This is a genomic window from Caulobacter sp. UNC279MFTsu5.1 (assembly GCF_900114015.1).
Classification (GTDB): domain Bacteria; phylum Pseudomonadota; class Alphaproteobacteria; order Caulobacterales; family Caulobacteraceae; genus Caulobacter.
This window is the reverse complement of sequence record NZ_FORN01000004.1, coordinates 18,709-36,663: the sequence shown is the minus strand read 5'-3', so window position 1 is coordinate 36,663 and position 17,955 is coordinate 18,709. Positions and strand designations below refer to the sequence as shown.

The window sequence follows — 17,955 nt, the reverse complement described above, 5'->3', positions numbered from 1 at the left end:
GCGCCTAGGCCGCCGGCTCCTCAATGATAATCGTGAATGTCCGCAGCGGGTCGAAAGCGGTCCTAGGCCAGACCCCTCACCGACCTCACCCCTCCGGCGCCGGCCCCGTCGAATCCCGCACGATCAGGGTGTGCGGATGCATCAGCTGGCGCGGCTCGCCGGCCTTGCCGCGCTTGCGGCGGATCTCTTCCAGCACCAGGTCGACGGCGGCGCGGGCCATGGCGGCGATCGGCTGGTGGACGGTGGTCAGGGCCGGCCAGATGTTGGCGGCGATCGAGGTGTCGTCGAAGCCGACGATCGACACGTCCTCGGGCACGTCCAGGCCCATGCGGTGGGCGACGCCGGCGGTGGCCGCGGCCATGTCGTCGTTGCCGGCGAAGATGGCCGAGGGGCGGTCGTCCTCGCCCAGCAGCCGCTCGGCGGCCTCCAGGCCCGAGCGGTAGGTGAAATAGCCCTGCTCGATCCGGACGTTGTCGTCGGGCACGCCGGCCGCCTTCAGGGCGGCGAGGAAGCCGTCCAGACGCTGCTGGCTGACCGTCTGGTTGGGGTGGCCCTTGATGATGCCGAAGCGCTTGTGGCCCAGGGCCAGCAGGTGCTGGGCCAGTTCGAAGGCGGCGGCCTGGTTGTCGATGCGGATGGTGGCCATGTCGGCGCTGGCCATGCCGGGGGCCACGGCCACGGCGGCGGCGCCGGCCTTCTTGACCTCGGCCAGCACGGTGAGGCTCTCGCACAGCGGGGCGGGCAGGATCAGGCCGTCGACGCCGGTCTTTAGCAGGCGGGTCAGGGTGGCGCCGGCCAGCTCGGGCTCGGCGCACTTCTCGATCACAACTTGCGCGCCCGTGCGGCTGCTCTCGTCCAGCGCCCCGACCAGGAATTCCGACAGGTAGCCGGTCGAGGGGTTGTCGTAGAGCAGGCCGATGCGGAACGGGGCCGAGCCGGCCAGGCTGCGGGCGGCGGGGTTGGGGGCGTAGTTCAGGTCGCGGATCGCCGCGTCGACCAGGGCCTTGGTCTCGGACTTGACCGTCGTCTCGCGGTTGATCACCCGTGACACCGTCATCGGCGACACCCCGGCCAGGGCCGCCACGTCGCGGATGGTCGCGCTCTGGGTCGTGCGGCGGCGTTGACGCTCGTTGCGGTCGTTCATGGATGGTCGTCCCTTGATCGCGGCGAACACTAGACCGTTTCGGCCATGTCTTGGAAGACGAGGCGCAAGTCTTTGATCGAACAGAGGACCTGACGGCGCGGTCACGGCTTCTGTCTTCTCCGGCCTTCGTCCGAACCCGGCGCGGCCCGGCGGGTGCAGACGGCGAACTTCGCCTGGCCTAGATTGGCGCCATGACCTCGTACGCGACTCCGTTTGGAGCGATCATCCTGACCGGCGGCGCCTCGCGCCGCATGGGCGCCGACAAGGCGGCGCTGGACTGGGACGGCCAACGGGCGGTCGACCGCGTGGCGGCCCTGGCCACGGCGGCCGGCGCGGTGCGGGTGCTGACGGCGGGGCGCGACCAGGGCCTGGAGCATGTCGACGACCCGGCCCCCGGCGCCGGACCGGTCGGCGGCGTGCTGGCCGGGGCCCGGGCCCTGGCGGCCCACGGCCTGGCGCGGGCCCTGGTGCTGGCGGTCGACGCGCCGACCGTGACGGCCGAGGACCTGGCGCCCTTGCTGGCGGCGGCCGAGCCGGGGGCGGTCTACGAGGGTCTGCCCGTGCCGATGGTGGTGACGTTGGACGCCCTGCCGGCCGACGCCGAGGCTGGCTGGCCGCTGCGGCGGCTGGTCGAGCGGGCGGGGCTGACGGCCCTGCCGTGCGACGAGGCGGTGCGAACGCGGCTGCGGGGGGCCAATACGCCGGAGGAGCGGGCGGCGCTGCGCTAAGGGGAGCCCGAACGGCGTTCCTTTTCGTTGTCATCCCGGAAAGCGCGCAGCGCTTGTCCGGGACCCAGGTTAACCGCACCGCATCCGCCCAGTCCCCTGGGTCCCGGACAGCCTCTGCGAGGCTTCCGGGATGACAAGGGTTTGGGGTGCTGGAGAGACCCTCGCCTTCCCTCAGTACACGTCCCGCCGATACAGCCCCTCGTCCGCCAGCCGCTCCATCGTCTCGGCTCCCAGCACGGCCGTCAGCGTCGCGTGGACCTCGCCCGACATCCCCTCCAGCGAACCGCAGACATAGATCGCCGCCCCGTCGGCGACCCAGGTGCGCAGGGCGTCGGCGGCCTGCGCCAGGCGGTGCTGGACATAGACCTTGCGGTCCTGGTCGCGGGAGAAGGCCAGGTCGACGCGCTGCAGCACGCCTTCGGCGCGCCAGGCCTCGATCTCCTCGCGGTGGAAATAGTCGTGGGCCGCCGTGCGCTCGCCGAACACCAGCCAGTTGCGATGGCGACCCGCCGCCGCGCGGGCCTTCAGGTGGGCGCGCAGGCCCGCCAGGCCCGTGCCGTTGCCGATCAGGATCAGCGGCCGGTCGTCGGGCGGGCCGTGGAAGGCGCGGTTGGTCCGCACCCGGGCGGCGATCTCGCTCCCTTCGGCGGCGTGGGCGGTCAGCCAGCCCGAGCCCAGGCCCGGCCGGCCGTCAGGCCGCCTCATCGCCCGGACCAGCAACTCGACGCCGCCGTCGGCGGGCAGCGAGGCGATCGAATATTCGCGGTGGGGCAGGGGCGGCAGGGCGTGGACCAGGGCCTGGGCCGTGTCGGCCGTCGGGCCGTCGTCGTGCGGCAGGCGCCGCCAGGACAGGGCCTGCGCCAGGGTCGGGGCCTCCTCGGCGACGACCGGGGCCGACGGATCCAGCCCCCGCCGGGCCAGCAGGGCCGCGACCTCGGCCGGGTTGTTGCGCGGCCCGACTTCCAGGATGTCGCCGGCCTCCCAGGCGACGGCGGCGAGCGGCTCCAGCCGGATATGGAACGCCGCGTCGCCGGGGCTGCCCGGGTTCAGCCGCCGGCGCTCGGCCAGCCGCCAGCGGCCGTAGCGCGGGCGAGTCCAGTCGGGCGCGTCGGTGACGCCGGCCAGCACGCCGACATGCGACTGCCAGTGGCGCAGGGCGGCCGGATCGCCGTCGTCGACCTCGACCCGGTCGAACAGCGGCGCGGCCCCGTGGCGGGCCAGCCAGGCGTCCAGGGTCCGGCCGAAGGCGCAGAACTGCGCATAGCTGCTGTCGCCCAGGGCCAGCACGCCGTAGCTCAGGCCGTGCAGGGCGGGCTCGCCGCTCATCACGTCGCGGATGAAGCGGCGGGCAGTGTCGGGGGCGTCGCCCTCGCCGGTGGTGCTGACCACGAACAGGGCTCGGCCGGCGGCGGCCAGGTCCGGCCGGGTCACCTCCGCCAGGCTCTTCAGCGTCACTCGGGCGCCGGCGTCGCCCAGCAGCCGGGCGGTGGCCAGGGCCAGTTCCTCGGCGAAGCCGGTCTGGCTGGCGTGGACGACCAGGACGCTCGCGCCGGTCCCGGCCGCCAGGGCCTGGGCCGCGCGGCGGGCGGCGCGGCGGCGCAGGGTCTCGCGCCAGGCGATGGCCAGGCAGAACAGGACATAGGCGCAGACGACCACGCCGGCGGCCCACAGGCGACGAGCCTCGGGCGTCAGGGCTTCCCACCCGCCGGTCATGGGTCGAGCATCGCCGCCAGGGCCGGCGACAGGCGCTCCTCCAGGCCGGCCGGGCCGCGCGCCAGGATCATCGCGGCCAGGCTGTGGGCGGCGGCGAAGGCCAGGGCGGCGTCGGGCGCCATCACGGTCAGGGCCGTGGCCCAGGCGTCGGCGTCCATGCAGCTCTCGGCCAGCACCGTGACGCTGACCGTGGGATGGGCGACCGGCGCGGCGGCGGCCGGGTCCAGGGTGTGGGCGTAGCGGCGGCCGCCATGCTCGAAGAACCGGCGGTAGTCGCCGGAGGTGGCCGCCGACAGGCCGTGCAGGGCGATCAGGGTGCGCAAGCCGTCATTGGCCGTCGGCGGACGCTCCAGCTCGACCCACCAGGGCTGGCCGTCGGGCTTGGCGCCGGTTCCGCGCAGCTCGCCCCCGACCTCGACCAGGTACGAGCGGACCCCGGCCCGGTCGAGGGCGGCGGCCACCTGGTCGACCGCGAAGCCCTTGGCTATGCCGTTGAGGTCCAGGCGCAGGCCGCCCGGCTGGAACAGGCTGTCGCCGTCCAGGGCGACGTGGCGCCAGCCGGCGACCTCGCGGGCCTTGGCGACATCGGCGGCTTCCGGCGGCGCGCCGGAGAACGGGCGGGGCCCGAAGCCCCAGAGGTCGACCAGGGCCCCCAGGGTCGGATCGAAGGCGCCGTCCGTGGCCTCGGCGACCACCAGCGCGCGGCGCAGCACCCGGGCGAAGGCCGGCGGCAGGGGCGTCCAGCTGCCGGCGGCGGCGCGGTTGCAGCGCGACAGGTCCGACAGCGGATCCCACGGGCTCATCTGCCGAACGACGCTGTCCAGCTCGCGCTGGGCCAGGGCGGTCAGGGCCCGGGCGTCGGCGGTCGGCGGGGCCACCAGCTTGACCGACCAGGTCGTGCCCATCGTCTGGCCGCCAAGCGCCAGCACCGCGCCTCCGATCGGGCGGGCGGGGGGCTCGGCGAGCTGGGGGACGAGGACGCGGGTCATTTCACGATCCCTGTCATCCTGGGCGGACCCCGGCGAAGGCCGGGGGGGGGGGGAACCGGGACCGACCCGAAGCGCGGCGCTCCAAGTCGGTCCCGGATAACGGCCGCGCCGTTTCCGGGATGACAGCAGTAGGGGTTACGGCAGCAGCGCTTCGAGCGTGGCGGTGTAGCTGGCGCTCATGCCGTCGCCGGCCAGGGGCGTCGCGGGGGGCTGAGCGCCGCCGGGGGCGACCCCGGGGCCGCCCATGCCCGGGCCGCCCGGCCCGCGACCGGTCTCGCCGGTGCGAACGACGGCGTTCATCCAGTACATGCCCGCTTCCGGGAAGGTGACCTTGAACGACCCGTCGGCTCCGGTCCTGACCTTGAAGTCGCCGGGCGCGGCGCGATAGCGCGAATTGCCGGGGGCGAAGGTCACCTCCAGGTCGGCGGCCGGCTTGCCATCGAGCAGGAACCTGAAGGTCGCCGCCTCGCCGGCCACCAGGTCGTTGGGATGGGTCACCGGGACCAGCTCCAGCCCTTTGCCGGTCGGCGCGAACACCGTGGTGGTGGGGGCGTCGCGGGTGACGAAGGTTTCGTTGCGGTTGAAGCTCTTGATGGTCTTCAGGTCGGCGGCGGCGGCCGGGACCTGCCTGGCGAAGTCCTCCGGCGAGCCGCGGAAGCGCTTGACCTGGCCGTCCTGCGTCCAGCTGGCCGTGATGGTGCTGACCGCCGAGCCGATCTTGTAGGTGCCCGGCTTGGCCAGCTGGACGTCGAAGGTCGAGCGGTACTTGCCGGTGGCCGGGTTCTGGATCTTCTCGACCGAACCGTCCGGGGCGGTCACGACCACGGCGTCCAGGCGCATCGGGTTGTGGTCGGCGTAGAACAGCTCGTTGGAGACGGCCGCGTCGACCCCGACCCAGGCGCCTTCGCCCGACAGCACGGTGGCCGAGGGGACCATCCAGCCGCGATGGGCGCTGGCGGTCGACGGGACGAGCAGCGGCAGGGCCAGGGCGACGCCGAAGGTCAGGGGAGCGACGACGGCGAGAAGGCGCGTCTTGAAGGGCATGGCGGTTCTCTCGGATCCTATTTGACGGCGACGGTGACGGCGCCGACCTCGGTCGCGCCCTTGGCGACGGCGGGCTTGCCCGGCTTGCCCCAGGCGAACGGGACGCGGACGGCTTCCTGGCCGCCGACCTCGCGGGCGGCCTCGACCACCAGGTTGTACTGGCCGGGCTTGAGGTCCTTCAGCGGGCCCTTGGCGCCGCTGAACAGCAGCTTCTGCGGGCCGGGCGCGCGGGTGGCGCCGCTGATCCCGTCGGCCGGGAAGCTCATGGCGCGGCCGGCCTTGCGCCACCATTGGCGCATGTCCTTCAGCCACTTGACGCCCTTGTCCTCCTTGGAGCCGGCGTCGTACCAGACCGCCAGGGTGCCGGCGGCGGTGGCGTCGGCCGGGTTCTCGATCCAGATCGACACATAGGGCTTGTGGTACTCGGCGACCGTCAGGCGCGGGACCTCGACGGTGACGGCGAGGTCGGCGGCCAGGGCGGGCGTGGCGACCGCGGCGCCGGCGAAGGTCAGCAGGGACATCGAAAGCTTCGGGGGGGAACGCTTCATGGCGGGACGCCTCACAGGTGGACGAAAAGGATGACGAGCAGCAGCGGGATCACCAGCCCGCCGGCCACCAGGGGCCAGGTCAGGGGCCGGGCCCGGGCGTGGAACTGCAGCAGGATCAGGCCGGTGACCGCGAACACCACGCAGGCCCCGGCGAAGAGGTCGATGAACCAGCCCCAGGCCCTGCCGGCGTTGCGGCCCTTGTGCAGGTCGTTGAGCAGGCTGATCACGCCGCGCGTGGTCTTCTCGTGCTCCACCGCGCCGCTCGCGCGGTCGATGCTGATCCAGGCGTCGCCGCCGGGGCGGGCCAGGGCGACATAGACCTCCTCCTGCGACCATTCGCCCTCGCGGCCGGCGATGTCGGCGTCGACGGCCTTGTCCAGCCAGGCCTCGACCCGGATCGGCAGGGGGCGCTTGCCCTCCACGGGGCCCTTGGCCAGCTGGGCCAGCAGGTCGGCGGGCAGGGCGGCCTTGCGGTCGACGACCTTGGGCTGGGCCTCGATCTGGCCGGCGTGGTTCAGGGTGAAGCCGGTGACCGAAAAGCACAGCAGGCCGACCAGGCTGATCGCGGCGCTGATCCAGTGCCACTGGTGCAGCTGCTTGAGCCAGAACGAGCGGCTTTGCTGGGCGGGTGCGGTCTTCACGAAATCCGGGGGCGCGAGGGCTTTTTGGCTGAGCTCCAAGCCCATACTTGAGAACGACTTGCAAAAGCAAGCCTTCCCGCGCGATCATGATCACACGCGCGAGTTTCCCCATAAAATAAAGGGGCTTCTGGGTTGCCGACTGCGACGATAGCGCACGGCGACGGCGCCGTAGGGCCGGGCTAATCGTGTTTAATCAGTCGTTAAGCATGTCGGGGCGGGCGTTGCACAAGATCCTAGTCGCGGAGGATGACATCCTCCTGGCCACCATTCACGAGATCACCCTGCGCGAAGCGGGCTTCGACGTGCTGATCTGCCGCGACGGCCAGCAGGCGCTGGAGGCCATGGACGCCTTCGACCCGGACCTGCTGATCACCGACTTCGTCATGCCGCGCATGAACGGCGGCGAGCTGATCAAGGCCACGCGTCGCCGGCGGGGGGCGCGCACCGCCGTGCTGCTGGCCTCGGCCCGCGACGAGCACCTGCTGAAGGACGACGAGCGCGGCGACGCCCGCCTCGAAAAGCCGATCACCCCCGGCCGCCTGCTGGGCGCGGTGCGGGCGCTGGAGGCGCGGTTCGACGCGGCGGCTTAGGAATGAGCGGAAGTAAGCCGGACCGCCGTAGAGCCCAGCGGATGCCCATGCTGGGCGCGGCGACATCAGGAGACAGCCAGCTATTTATCTCTTGCTGTTTGTAGATCGACTACGCACATTCTTCGTATGGCAACTCGAACCAACCAGGCCCCATCGAAGTCTGGAAAACATGGCGGCATGGTGGCTGGCCGCAGTGCGGCTACGGGACGGTTCATTTTAAGTCCTGCATCGAAAGGCAGTTCCATCACGGTTCGAGAAGCCAGCCGCGCTGCTCAGGACATCCAAGGCAAAAAGAAGTAGCTCTTGGCTCCGCGCGCGGGGACATCGGTCGATGACGTTTTCATCAATTGTCCGTTTGATCGCGCGTATAATCCGACCTTCAGAGCGATCATTTTCGCCATTTACGCTTGCGGCTTCCGCCCTCGATCGGCGATGGAGCTCGACGACGGCGGTCAAACCCGGATCGATAAGCTCTATGGCTTGATCGGCGAATGCCGGTACGGCATCCACGACCTGTCGCGAACCGAGCTTGACGACGTCTACCAGCTCCCGCGCTTCAACATGCCCTTGGAGTTGGGCTTGTTCCTAGGCGCCAAGCGGTTCGGTGGCCAAGGCCAAAGCGCCAAGCGCCTCCTGATCTTGGATGTCGGGCGCTACCGTTATCAACGCTTCATCTCCGACCTCGCCGGTATGGACATCCATGGTCACGACGGCGATGCCGTTACAGCACTGCGCAAGACGCGAGACTGGCTGGCCAATGTTTCGCGGCGACAGCTCCCGAGTGCAGATCGTGTGTCGCGGCTCTTTCAGTCATTCATGGCAGATCTTCCGATGCTCGCGGCTGACCTGGAATTCGACCCCGATACCGTACCCTATGTTGATTTCGAGCGGATGGTAGTCGGTTGGCTTTTGAGTGCGGAGCCGCCTCCCTGAGATCAGGCCTACCGCCGATCAGCATCCCATTGATCGCGTGATCATCCCCTCCGATAACGCGGATCGCCCGAAGTCAGTCGGCGCCCGCCTGGCAAGCTCACCCCAAAAAGCGGCCAATGGATCAACCGCTGCGACGGACGACCTCGACAAGCCCTGCTTTAGAGGAGAAGTATGCCGCCTTTCGTCGCGGGAGGACGCCCGCGCGTCGCATTGGGGTCGTTTCTTGAAAACGCTGTTCTTTACCGCCTCCGCCGTCGCCCTGTCGCTGAGCTTCGGGGCGGCCTTCGCCCAGGAGCGCCTTCCGGTCCAGGCCCCGCCGACCCCGCCGATCGCCGCCGCCCAGGACGTGGCCTATCCCGGCGTACTGAAGCTGTCGGTCGACGCCACCGACCTTGACCGCAAGATCTTCCAGGTCCGCGAGACGATCCCGGTGGCCAAGGCCGGGCCGATGACCATCCTCTATCCGCAATGGGTTCCCGGCGGCCACTCGCCCCGCAACGACCTGGACAAGCTGGCCGGGCTGGTGATCACCGCCAACGGCAAGACCCTGCCGTGGACCCGCGATCCGGTCGCCGTCCACGCCTTTCACTTCGACGTGCCGGACGGCGCGACCGAGATCCAGGTCAGCTTCCAGTTCCTGACCGCGGTGAAGCCCGACGTCGGCCGCATCGAGGTGACCGACGACATGCTGAACGTGCAGTGGCTGCAGCTGGGCTTCTACCCGGCCGGCTACTACACCCGCCGCATCCAGATCGAGCCGACCGTCAAGCTGCCGGAGGGCTGGGGCTTCGGCACCGCGCTGGAGAAGGCCTCGACCAGCGGCCAGGCCACCACCTTCAAGACCACGACCTTCGAGACCCTGGTCGACTCGCCGATGTTCGCCGGCCGCTACTACAAGCAGGTCGACCTGGATCCGAACGGCCCCGTGCCGGTGCGCCTGAACATCGTCGCCGACAAGCCGGAATATCTGGAGATCAAGCCCGAGCAGCTGCAGATCCACCGCAACCTGGTGCAGCAGGCCTACAAGCTGTACGGCTCGCACCACTACGACCACTACGACTTCCTGCTGGCCCTGACCGACAAGATGGGCGGCATCGGCCTGGAGCATCACCGCTCCAGCGAGAACGGCGTGGTCCCCAAGTATTTCACCGACTGGGACAAGACCTATGTCGGCCGCGACCTGCTGGCCCACGAATACACCCACTCGTGGAACGGCAAGTTCCGCCGCGGCGCGGACCTCTACACCCCGACGCTGAACGAGCCGATGCGCGACAGCCTGATGTGGGTCTACGAGGGCCAGACCCAGTACTGGGGCAACGTGCTGGCCTCGCGCGCGGGCCTGGTCACCAAGCAGCAGGGCCTGGAGGCCCTGGCCGCCACCGCCGCCCTCTACGACACCCGCGCCGGCCGCAACTGGCGCAACGTGCTGGACACCACCAACGACCCGATCATCGCCAACCGCAAGCCGGCCTCGTGGACCAGCTGGCAGCGCAGCGAGGACTACTATTCGGAAGGCCAACTGATCTGGCTCGACGCCGACACGCTGATCCGCGAGAAGACCGGCGGCAAGAAGTCGCTGGACGATTTCGCCAAGGCCTTCTTCGGCGTCGAGAACGGCTCGTACGTGGTGCTGACCTACGATTTCGACACCGTGGTCCAGACCCTGAACGGCGTGGTTCCCTACGACTGGGCGACCTTCCTGAAGACCCGCGTGGAGGGCCTGTCGGAGCACGCCCCGCTGGATGGCCTGACCCGCGGCGGCTACAAGCTGGTCTATACCGACACCCCGACCGAATATTTCAAGGCGACCGAAACCAAGGGCAAGATCGTCAACCTCAACTATTCGCTGGGGATCACGGTCGGCGCCGGCGGCGTGCTGTCGGGCGTCAACTGGGACACCCCGGCCTTCAAGGCGGGCCTGACGGCGGGCGAGACGATCGTCGCGGTCAACGGCACGGCCTATTCCGACGACCTGATCAAGGACGCGGTCAAGGCCACGGCCAAGGCCGACGCCCCGGTCGTCGAGCTGCTGGTCAAGGACGGCGAGCGCTACCGGACGGTCAAGATCGACTACCACGGCGGCCTGAAGTACCCGCGCCTGGAGCGCATCGAGGGCACGCCGGCGCGGCTGGACGACATCTATACGGCGCGGAAGTAGGGCCGGGCGGCGCTTCCCTCTCCCCTCGCGGGAGAGGGGGCCTCGCGAAGCGAGGTCGGGTGAGGGGTCTCTCAAATCCATCGGATAGGTCTTTCGACCCCTCATCCGTCGACGGAGTTTATCCTCGGGCGCGCGCTACGCGCGAGCCGGGGCCCGACACCTTCTCCCGCAGGGGGAGAAGGAAAGATCCATGGGCTCCCCCTACGACCCCGTCCACAATCGCGAAAACACCAGCACCGCCCCGCCGATCATCAACCAGCCGCAATATAGGCCCGCCCACGGATGGCGCTGCCACCAGCGACGCAGGTCGGCCGATGGGTCAGGATATCCGGCCATGGCGTCCTCCCTTTCGCGGACCGGGCGGTCTTGATGCCGCCACGGGTTCCATGGAAGACAGCCTAGCTTCAAACTCCCGCCCCAAGGTTAACCCGGAGGCGTCCGATCGGATGTCTTCTCCTTCAGATTGTACTGTGAGTCTCCGATGAACCGTATCGCCGGCCTGGTCCTGGGCCTTTCCCTGCTGTCTAGCCCCGTCCTGGCGCAGGAGGCTTCCGCCCCGCCCCAGTTGTCGGCCGCCGTCGACACGTCCAAGACCCTGGCCGAGGGCCAGGCGTTCCTGGCCAAGAACGCCAAGGCGCCGGGCGTGATCACCACGGCCTCGGGCCTGCAGTACAAGGTGACGACCTCGGGCCCGAAGACCGGCAAGTCCCCGAAGCCGGGCGACATCGTCAAGGTGCACTACGAGGGCAAGCTGCTGGACGGCACGGTGTTCGACAGCTCGTTCCAGCGCGGCCAGGCGGCGATCATGCCGGCCGAGGGCCTGATCCCGGGTTGGCTGGAGGCCCTGCCGATGATGCATGTCGGCGACGAATGGACCCTGTGGATCCCGGCCAACCTGGCCTATGGCGAACGCGCCGCCGGCCCGATCCCGGCCAACAGCGTGCTGGTGTTCCGGCTGCAGCTGATCGACATGCTGGCGGTGGATTAAGCCTCGTCGGATTCTTGAGCGCCGTGCTTGATCCGGATGATCTGCACGGCGCGGCCCTTCACGCGATAGCGCACGACATAGGGCCTGATCGCCACCATCTCGCGGACGTCGCCGTAGAGCGCCCGTCCGCGATGCGATTGGTCGGCCAGGCTCTCGACGGCGGCGATCAGGCGTGATGCAGGCCATGGGCGCGACCTGGGCGATGTAGGCGTAGATGCCTTCGATGTCGCGCCGCGATCGGACCGACCAGATCACGCGATAGAGGCGGCCTGCATCGTCGCTCATCGCGACCCGAGGGCCTGTCAGGTTTTGGCGGGTTGCGGCGGAGGGAGCTCTTCGGCCGTTCCCCAGGACAGCAGCCAAGCCTTCATGGCCTCATGACTGACCACCCGGCCCGCGTCGAGATCGGCCCGGCCTTCGGCGTCGGCGGCCATGTCGGCGTCGACGTCGATCTCGTCAAAGATGGACCGTTCGGGCTTCATGGCCTGAGCCTAACATAGGGGAACGGAGAGGGGCAGGGGCCCCTCCCTTCAGACGTTCCGGCTCTTCATCAGCGGCTGGATCCGCGTCCCGAAGTTCTCGACCCCCGCCACGAAGTCGTCGAACACCAGCAGCACCCCGGCCGTGCCCTCGACCGCCGCCACCTCGTCCAGCATCCGCGCGACGCTCTCGTACGAGCCCACCAGGGTGCCCATGTTCAGGTTCACCGCCGATTCCGGCGCCGCCAGCTGGGCGGTGTTGGTGGTGGAGCCGGCGGCGGCGTTGGGCGCGGCCTGGTGGGTCAGCCAGGCCAGGGCCTCCTGGTCGGCGCCGGCCCGATAGGCCTGCCACTTGGCCATGGCCGCCTCGTCGGTCTCGTCGGCGATGATCATGAACAGGATGTAGGAGGCCACGTCGCGGCCGGTCTTGTCGGCGGCGGCCTTCAGCCGGTCGTTGACCGAGGCGAAGGCGGCGGGGGTGTTGGTCCCCTTGCCCAGGGCGAAGCTGTAGTCGGCGTATTGGGCGGTGAAGGCCAGGCCCTCGTTGGACGAGCCGGCGCAGATCAGCTTGGTCTGTTCCGGGTGCGGGCTGACCCGGCAGTCGGTCATCTGGAAGTACTTGCCCTTGAAGTCGCTGACGCCGGTGTCCAGCAGCTCGCGCAGCACGGTCGCGTATTCGGCCAGGTAGTTGTAGCGGTCGGTATAGTGCTGCTCGCCCGGCCACAGGCCCATCTGGTCGTACTCGGCCTTCTGCCAGCCGGTCACCAGGTTGATGCCGAAGCGGCCGGGGGCGATCGAGTCGATGGTCGAGGCCATGCGGGCGACGATGGCCGGCGGGATGGTCAGGGTGGCGGCGGTGGCGAAGATCTTGATCTTCTCGGTCACGGCCGCCAGGCCGGCCATCAGGGTGAAGCTCTCCAGATTGTGCTCCCAGAACTGGGTCTTGCCGCCGAAACCGCGCAGCTTGATCATCGAGAGCGCGAAGTCGAAGCCGTACTTCTCGGCCTTCTGCACGATCTCCTTGTTCAGCGCGAAGCTGGGCATGTACTGCGGAGCCGCCTCGGAGATCAGCCAGCCGTTGTTGCCGATCGGAATGAAGACGCCGATTTCCATGGACCTATTGCCCCCTTCTGTGTGGTGTGAGGCGCGACAATGAAGATGCTCCCCCTCTGGGGGAGCTGTCGCGGAGCGACTGAGGGGGAATAGCGGCGGCGCCGACCCCCTCCGGCCCTTCGGGCCACCTCCCCCAAAGGGGGAGGATCTGGGCGGAGCGCGTCGTCACGTCCCCTCCAGGAAGTTCACGACCGCCGCGTTGAACGCTTCCGGCGCCGTCACGGTGAAGCCGTGGCCGCCCCAGGGCGCGATGTCGAGCACGGCGTTGGGCAGCCGCTCGGCCAGGCGGCGCGAGCAGGCCAGGGGCACCAGCATGTCGTCGGCGCTGGCGCTGACCAGCACCGGGCAGGCGATGCGCTCCAGGTCGGCGTCGATGTCGAATTCCAGCAGCGCCTGGATGCGGGCGCGCATGACGTCCGGATCCGGGAAGCCGTGGATGTGGTGGACCTCCTCGGCCTCCAGGCGGGCGTGGTTGGCGGAGAGCCAGTCGGCCGGGTACAGGAACAGGGGCTGGGCGTGCACATAGGCGGCGATGCCGGTGTTGTTCAGCAGGGCCAGGCGGGTGTCGAAGCAGCGCCTGATGTGCGGATCGGGCCGCGACCAGCCGTTGACCACCACCAGCTTGTCGATGCGGTCCGGGTGGTCCAGGGCCAGGGCCAGGCCGGCGTTGCCGCCCGCCGCGTGGCCCACCAGGTGGGCGCGGTCCAGGCCGATCCCGTCCATGATCTTGATGATGTCGTCGCCCATGGCCGCCACTGAATGCGGGTCGGTCAGGGTCCGTACGCTGCGGCCCGTGCCGCGGTGGTCGTACAGCACCACCTGGAAGCGGCTCGTCAGCGCCGCCATCTGCGGAGCCCAGAACGCGCCGGAACCGCCCAGGCCGGCGGACAGGATCACCGTCGCGCGACCGGCCGCCGGTCCGCCGTGGACCTCGTAGTATAGGCCGTCGACGGTTCCGCCGCGCATCATCTACTTCTTGCCGATGTGGGCGACCGAGGCGATCTCGACCACGAAGCCGGGCTTCACCAGGCCGCACTGGATGCAGTAGCGGGCCGGCTTGTCGCCGGGGAAATACTCGGCATAGACCTTGTTGATCGTCTGGTAGTTGGACCAGTCGGTCAGGAAGATGTGGTTCATGGTCACGTCGTCCATCGTGCCGCCGGCGGTCTCGATCACCGACTTGATGGTCTCCAGCACCTGCCGGGTCTGGGCCTCGGCGTCGTCGGGAAAGGCGACGTTGTTGTCCTTGTCGAAGGCCAGGGTGCCCGAGACATAGACCACGCCGTCGGCCAGCGTGCCCGGCGAGAACGGCGCGATGGGCGTGCCCGTGCCGGGCGGGATGATGACGGTCTTGGGCATTTTGCTTCCCTTCCAATTCAGGTTGTCATCCCGGAAAGCGCGCAGCGCTTGTCCGGGACCCAGGTGAACCGCACCGCATCCACCCAGTCCCCTGGGTCCCGGACAGCCTCTGCGAGGCTTCCGGGAGGACAACGGTTTTGGGTCTTGTTCCTAAGGTTCCCGCTGCCCCACCGCCCCCTTGAAGTCCGCCGTGGTCGAGACCCAGCCGAAGAACTTCTCGATGTTGTAGAGCGCCGCCTGCTGCACGAACTCGGGGCCGGCCTGGTGGGTGGCGTCCTCCAGCACGGTGCCGAAATATTCCAGGAAGAAGCCGTCGCGCAGCGTCGACTCCACGCAGACATTGGTGGCGATGCCCACGAACACCAGGTGGCGCACGCCGCGCGAGCGCAGCACGCTGTCCAGCTGGCTGTTGAAGAAGCCGCTGTAGCGGGTCTTGTGCAGAACGATGTCGCCGGCGACGGGTTTCAGCGCGTCGACCAGTTCGTAGTCCCAGCCGCCCTTGGCCAGCAGCTTGCCCTGCAGCTCGGGCCGGGCGCGCATGGTCTTCAGGGCGTTGGACTTGTGCCAGTTGGGCGAGCCGGGGCCGCCGGCCTCGACATAGTCGCTGTCCCAGCCGTTCTGGAAATAGATCACCGGCATGCCCGCGCCGCGCGCCACGTCCAGCACGCCCTTGATCTTGTCGATCACCGCCGCCGCGCCGCTGATGTCGAAGCCGGCCAGGTCCAGATAGCCGCCGGGCGAGGCGTAGGCGTTCTGCATGTCGATGACGATCACCGCGGTCTTGTCGACCGGCAGGGCGATGGGCTCGGGCCGGGCCGGCAGCATCAGGGCGTCAGGTGTGGTCATGGGCCCAATCCTTTCGCGGGAGCGTCCCGCGGGGGTGAGCGACGCAGGTAAGACCATCGCGGAGCGGCGCGCAATCGATCGATGAACGCCGATATGAGCTTGGGACGAGAATGTCCCGGACGGCGCCCAAATCTTGGGCTAATTCAGAAACAACTTACTAAATGTCGGCCTGCCGGTCGGCCTCGTCCCCGGCCTCCTCCTCGTCCGTCCGGCGCAGCGACAGGGTCAGGACGCAGACCAGGCCGCTGGGCCGGTAGTCGATCCGCGCCTCGCCGGCCAGGTCGGACTTCAGGGTGGCGGCGATCAGGCGCGAGCCGAACCCCTTGCGCGCCGGCGGCGACACGGGGGGACCGCCGCGTTCCTCCCAATGCAGGGTCAGGCGGTGCGGCGCGCCGGGGTCGACGTGCCAGACCACCGTCACCATGCCCCCGGGAAGCGACAGGGCGCCGTATTTGCCCGCATTGGTGCCCAGCTCGTGGAACACCATCGACAGGGCCAGGGCGGCGTTCGGCGTCAGGGCCACCGACGGGCCGGCCAGGATCGTCCGGTCCAGATAGGGCTCGAGCGTCTCCTCCAGGATCTCCTGGAGGTCGGCGCCCTCCCAGACGCTGCGGGTCAGCAGGTCGTGGGCCCGGGCCAGGGCCATGATGCGCTCGTTGAAGGCGGGCAGGCCGGGCGTGTCGGCGGGACGGCCCAGGCTTTGCCGGGCCAGGGACTGCACCGTGAACAGGCTGTTCTTCACCCGGTGGTTCAGCTCGTTGATCATCAGCTGCTGGCGCTGGTGGGCCCGCAGTTCCTGGGCCTCGCGGGCCCGCAGCTGGACGGAGGCGTCGTGCAGGGCCGCGCGCACCTCGGCGATCTCCTGGAAGCGGTCCTGGATCACGGCGATCTCCTCGCCCGCCGCCACCGCCTTGGCGTCCGCCCCCAGGCCGCGCACGGCCGCCGAGATCTCGCGCGAGACCGCCAGGGCCACCGCCGCGCCGATGACCAGCAGCATCAGGCTGGCCAGGGTCAGGCCGCCCATCGACGACCAGTTGGCCCGGCTGAGCTCGGTCCGGGGCACGCCGACGATGAAGGCCCAGCCGCTGGTGGACGACCGGCTGAAGGCCGAGAGGGTGGGCGTGCCGTCCAGCGTATGGCTCAGCGTGACCCCCTCGTTGCCCCGCGCCATGGCCTCGCGCATATCGCCGGTGACCGTGTGGCCCAGGAAGCGGTCTATGTCCTTGGAGCGCGCCACCAGCGCGGCGTTGCGGTCGACGATGCTGGCCGTCCAGCTGTGCGGGATGGTCTGGCTGGTGAAGATCGTCGAGAAGGCTTGCGGCGTCTGGACATAGGCCAGGTCATGCAGCCGGCCGTCGACGATCACCGGCATGTCGATCGACACGAAGGCCGCGGCCTTTCCGCCGTCCTTGGGCAGCATCAGGTTCGAGACCGAGGTGCGGCCCGCGCGGATGGTCCGCCAGCGGTCGTCCGGCAGGCGGACCCGGGGCAGGGGGGCGCCGGGGGCGAGGTGGGTGTTGACCAGCTGCCTGTCGCCGTCGATCAGCACGATCCAGCCGTCTCCGCCCTGCACGGCCGCGCGGGCCTGGCGCTCGAAGGCGGGGATGTCGCCGGAGATCAGGGCCGGCGACACCGCCAGGGTCTGCAGGATGCTCTGGCCCTGGCCGATCTGGCGGTCGGTGGCCAGCACCAGGGCGCGGGTCGTGGCGATCAACTGCCGCTCGTAGCGGGCCCGGCTCTCGCCGAACTCGGCGCGGGCCAGCAGGGCCATGAACAGCACGGCCGGCACCACCAGGCTCAAGGCCATCAGCAGCAGGCGCCGGCGCACGGTGCCGACGGCGGGCGAGGGCGGAGGCGATGCGGGGTCTGGAGCGGCCGGGTCTTGCAAGGGCGGGCGGGCTCATCCTGCGGGCTGGCCCCAGGAGAAGGCCGCCGCCGCGCCGGGTCAAGCGGTTAGGGCGGACGCGGCCTCGGCGCGACGGCGCGACGACCTGCGGCGGCCCCGGGGGCTCTCTCGCGCACCCACGCGAAGAGGTCGGGGACTTAGGGAGATTTCACAGCATGAGCATCGTGACCATGGGACGCCGCCCACCAGGCGTCGCGCGCTTCAGGTGAACGGGCCGGCTCCGCGATGCGGGGCCGGCCTTTTTCAGGCCGGCGGAGCGAAGGCCGCCGCGGGCGCGTTGTTGTCGGCATGACCCGAACCCGCAGGACCACCATCCGCCGCACGGCGACTCCCTCCGACGCCTTCGCCCTGGCGAGCGCCAGCGCCGAACTGGCCGTCGCCTCCCTTCGCGTGATCAACGCCCGGACACCGATGATCGTCAGGGCGGTCGGCGACCCGATGCGCGGCGACTACGCCGAACTGACGCGCATGGTCTCCGAGAAGCCCCTGGCCTTCGCCCGGGGCGCAGTCGCGGCCGCGCCGAGCTGGCTGGCCCTGGCGGCGGAGTCCAACCGCTACCTGGCGGGGGCCTGGAAGGCGCCCCGTCACGGCCTCGCGCCCGCCCTGGACGCCTCGCTGGGCGCGATGGCCTTCTGGGGGCGGATGATGTCGCTGAACCTGGCCGGGTGGTCGGCGATGCTGGCCCCGGTCCACGCCGTCGCGACGGCCAACGCCCGCCGCCTGGGGGCGAAGGCTTGAAGGACCGGGCCGATCCCGCGTTTTTCCCCTAGCCGCGC

General features: G+C 69.9%; 20 protein-coding genes. 6 read left to right on the top strand and 14 right to left on the bottom strand.

What is annotated here, in order from left to right:
• Positions 1-85 precede the first annotated feature (85 nt).
• The gene (locus BM066_RS02675; RefSeq protein ID WP_018061822.1) at positions 86-1,144 is read right to left on the bottom strand and encodes a LacI family DNA-binding transcriptional regulator; all 1,059 of its coding nucleotides are present in this window, start codon (positions 1,142-1,144) and stop codon (positions 86-88) included.
• Positions 1,145-1,335: 191 nt separating this feature from the next.
• On the opposite strand from BM066_RS02675, the gene BM066_RS02670 reads away from it, so the two are divergent.
• Positions 1,336-1,872, top strand: coding sequence for a molybdenum cofactor guanylyltransferase (locus tag BM066_RS02670; RefSeq protein ID WP_018061821.1), 537 nt, complete (start codon positions 1,336-1,338; stop codon positions 1,870-1,872).
• Positions 1,873-2,043: 171 nt separating this feature from the next.
• Here BM066_RS02670 and BM066_RS02665 read toward each other — a convergent pair whose 3' ends face one another.
• The 5 genes from BM066_RS02665 to BM066_RS02645 all read right to left on the bottom strand — a co-directional run bounded on the left by BM066_RS02665 (position 2,044) and on the right by BM066_RS02645 (position 6,807).
• On the bottom strand, positions 2,044-3,585 hold the full coding sequence (locus BM066_RS02665; protein WP_018061820.1) for a flavodoxin domain-containing protein: 1,542 nt from the start codon (positions 3,583-3,585) through the stop codon (positions 2,044-2,046).
• A complete protein-coding gene (locus BM066_RS02660; RefSeq protein ID WP_369823219.1) occupies positions 3,582-4,574 on the bottom strand; it encodes an FAD:protein FMN transferase in 993 nt (330 codons plus the stop codon). The genes BM066_RS02665 and BM066_RS02660 overlap by 4 nt, the downstream gene beginning before the upstream one ends.
• Positions 4,575-4,709: 135 nt before the next feature.
• Positions 4,710-5,618, bottom strand: coding sequence for a DUF4198 domain-containing protein (locus tag BM066_RS02655; RefSeq protein ID WP_018061172.1), 909 nt, complete (start codon positions 5,616-5,618; stop codon positions 4,710-4,712).
• Between the two features lie 17 nt (positions 5,619-5,635).
• Entirely contained in the window at positions 5,636-6,166 is a 531-nt protein-coding gene (locus tag BM066_RS02650) for a DUF2271 domain-containing protein (RefSeq protein WP_018061171.1), read from the bottom strand.
• An 11-nt stretch (positions 6,167-6,177) separates the two neighbouring features.
• On the bottom strand, positions 6,178-6,807 hold the full coding sequence (locus BM066_RS02645; RefSeq protein WP_026176399.1) for a PepSY-associated TM helix domain-containing protein: 630 nt from the start codon (positions 6,805-6,807) through the stop codon (positions 6,178-6,180).
• 221 nt (positions 6,808-7,028) lie between these two features.
• Between BM066_RS02645 and BM066_RS02640 the strand changes: the two genes are divergently transcribed.
• The 3 genes from BM066_RS02640 to BM066_RS02630 all read left to right on the top strand — a co-directional run bounded on the left by BM066_RS02640 (position 7,029) and on the right by BM066_RS02630 (position 10,488).
• Positions 7,029-7,397 (top strand): response regulator, encoded by a 369-nt coding sequence (locus BM066_RS02640; protein WP_089924160.1) that lies wholly within the window; start codon positions 7,029-7,031, stop codon positions 7,395-7,397.
• A 303-nt stretch (positions 7,398-7,700) separates the two neighbouring features.
• On the top strand, positions 7,701-8,330 hold the full coding sequence (locus tag BM066_RS02635) for a hypothetical protein (protein ID WP_026176468.1): 630 nt from the start codon (positions 7,701-7,703) through the stop codon (positions 8,328-8,330).
• Between the two features lie 223 nt (positions 8,331-8,553).
• On the top strand, positions 8,554-10,488 hold the full coding sequence (locus tag BM066_RS02630; protein WP_018061500.1) for a M61 family metallopeptidase: 1,935 nt from the start codon (positions 8,554-8,556) through the stop codon (positions 10,486-10,488).
• Between the two features lie 201 nt (positions 10,489-10,689).
• Here the strand turns inward: BM066_RS02630 and BM066_RS26790 are convergent, their stop codons facing one another.
• Complete coding sequence (locus BM066_RS26790) at positions 10,690-10,824, bottom strand: hypothetical protein (protein ID WP_255367449.1); 135 nt, start codon at positions 10,822-10,824, stop codon at positions 10,690-10,692.
• Between the two features lie 145 nt (positions 10,825-10,969).
• Between BM066_RS26790 and BM066_RS02625 the strand changes: the two genes are divergently transcribed.
• Complete coding sequence (locus BM066_RS02625; protein WP_089924157.1) at positions 10,970-11,476, top strand: FKBP-type peptidyl-prolyl cis-trans isomerase; 507 nt, start codon at positions 10,970-10,972, stop codon at positions 11,474-11,476.
• On the opposite strand, the gene BM066_RS26785 is transcribed toward BM066_RS02625, so the two are convergent.
• The 7 genes from BM066_RS26785 to BM066_RS02590 all read right to left on the bottom strand — a co-directional run bounded on the left by BM066_RS26785 (position 11,473) and on the right by BM066_RS02590 (position 17,080).
• Positions 11,473-11,625, bottom strand: coding sequence for a type II toxin-antitoxin system RelE/ParE family toxin (locus tag BM066_RS26785; protein ID WP_255367456.1), 153 nt, complete (start codon positions 11,623-11,625; stop codon positions 11,473-11,475). The genes BM066_RS02625 and BM066_RS26785 overlap by 4 nt on opposite strands.
• Positions 11,626-11,778: 153 nt before the next feature.
• Positions 11,779-11,958 carry a hypothetical protein gene (locus BM066_RS02615; protein WP_018061503.1) on the bottom strand — a complete coding sequence of 60 codons (180 nt, stop codon included), beginning with the start codon at positions 11,956-11,958 and terminating at the stop codon, positions 11,779-11,781.
• A 48-nt stretch (positions 11,959-12,006) separates the two neighbouring features.
• Positions 12,007-13,068, bottom strand: coding sequence for a pyrimidine utilization protein A (rutA, locus tag BM066_RS02610; RefSeq protein WP_018061504.1), 1,062 nt, complete (start codon positions 13,066-13,068; stop codon positions 12,007-12,009).
• A 165-nt stretch (positions 13,069-13,233) separates the two neighbouring features.
• Positions 13,234-14,034: a pyrimidine utilization protein D gene (gene rutD / locus BM066_RS02605; protein ID WP_026176493.1), complete on the bottom strand. Its 801-nt coding sequence runs from the start codon at positions 14,032-14,034 to the stop codon at positions 13,234-13,236.
• A gap of 3 nt (positions 14,035-14,037) precedes the next feature.
• Complete coding sequence (rutC, locus tag BM066_RS02600) at positions 14,038-14,427, bottom strand: pyrimidine utilization protein C (protein ID WP_018061590.1); 390 nt, start codon at positions 14,425-14,427, stop codon at positions 14,038-14,040.
• A 150-nt stretch (positions 14,428-14,577) separates the two neighbouring features.
• Positions 14,578-15,273: a pyrimidine utilization protein B gene (rutB, locus tag BM066_RS02595; protein ID WP_026176492.1), complete on the bottom strand. Its 696-nt coding sequence runs from the start codon at positions 15,271-15,273 to the stop codon at positions 14,578-14,580.
• A 157-nt stretch (positions 15,274-15,430) separates the two neighbouring features.
• On the bottom strand, positions 15,431-17,080 hold the full coding sequence (locus tag BM066_RS02590) for a sensor histidine kinase (protein ID WP_177218369.1): 1,650 nt from the start codon (positions 17,078-17,080) through the stop codon (positions 15,431-15,433).
• Positions 17,081-17,467: 387 nt separating this feature from the next.
• Here BM066_RS02590 and BM066_RS02585 point away from each other — a divergent pair, with 387 nt between their 5' ends.
• Complete coding sequence (locus BM066_RS02585) at positions 17,468-17,917, top strand: hypothetical protein (protein ID WP_018061587.1); 450 nt, start codon at positions 17,468-17,470, stop codon at positions 17,915-17,917.
• Positions 17,918-17,955: the final 38 nt, after the last annotated feature.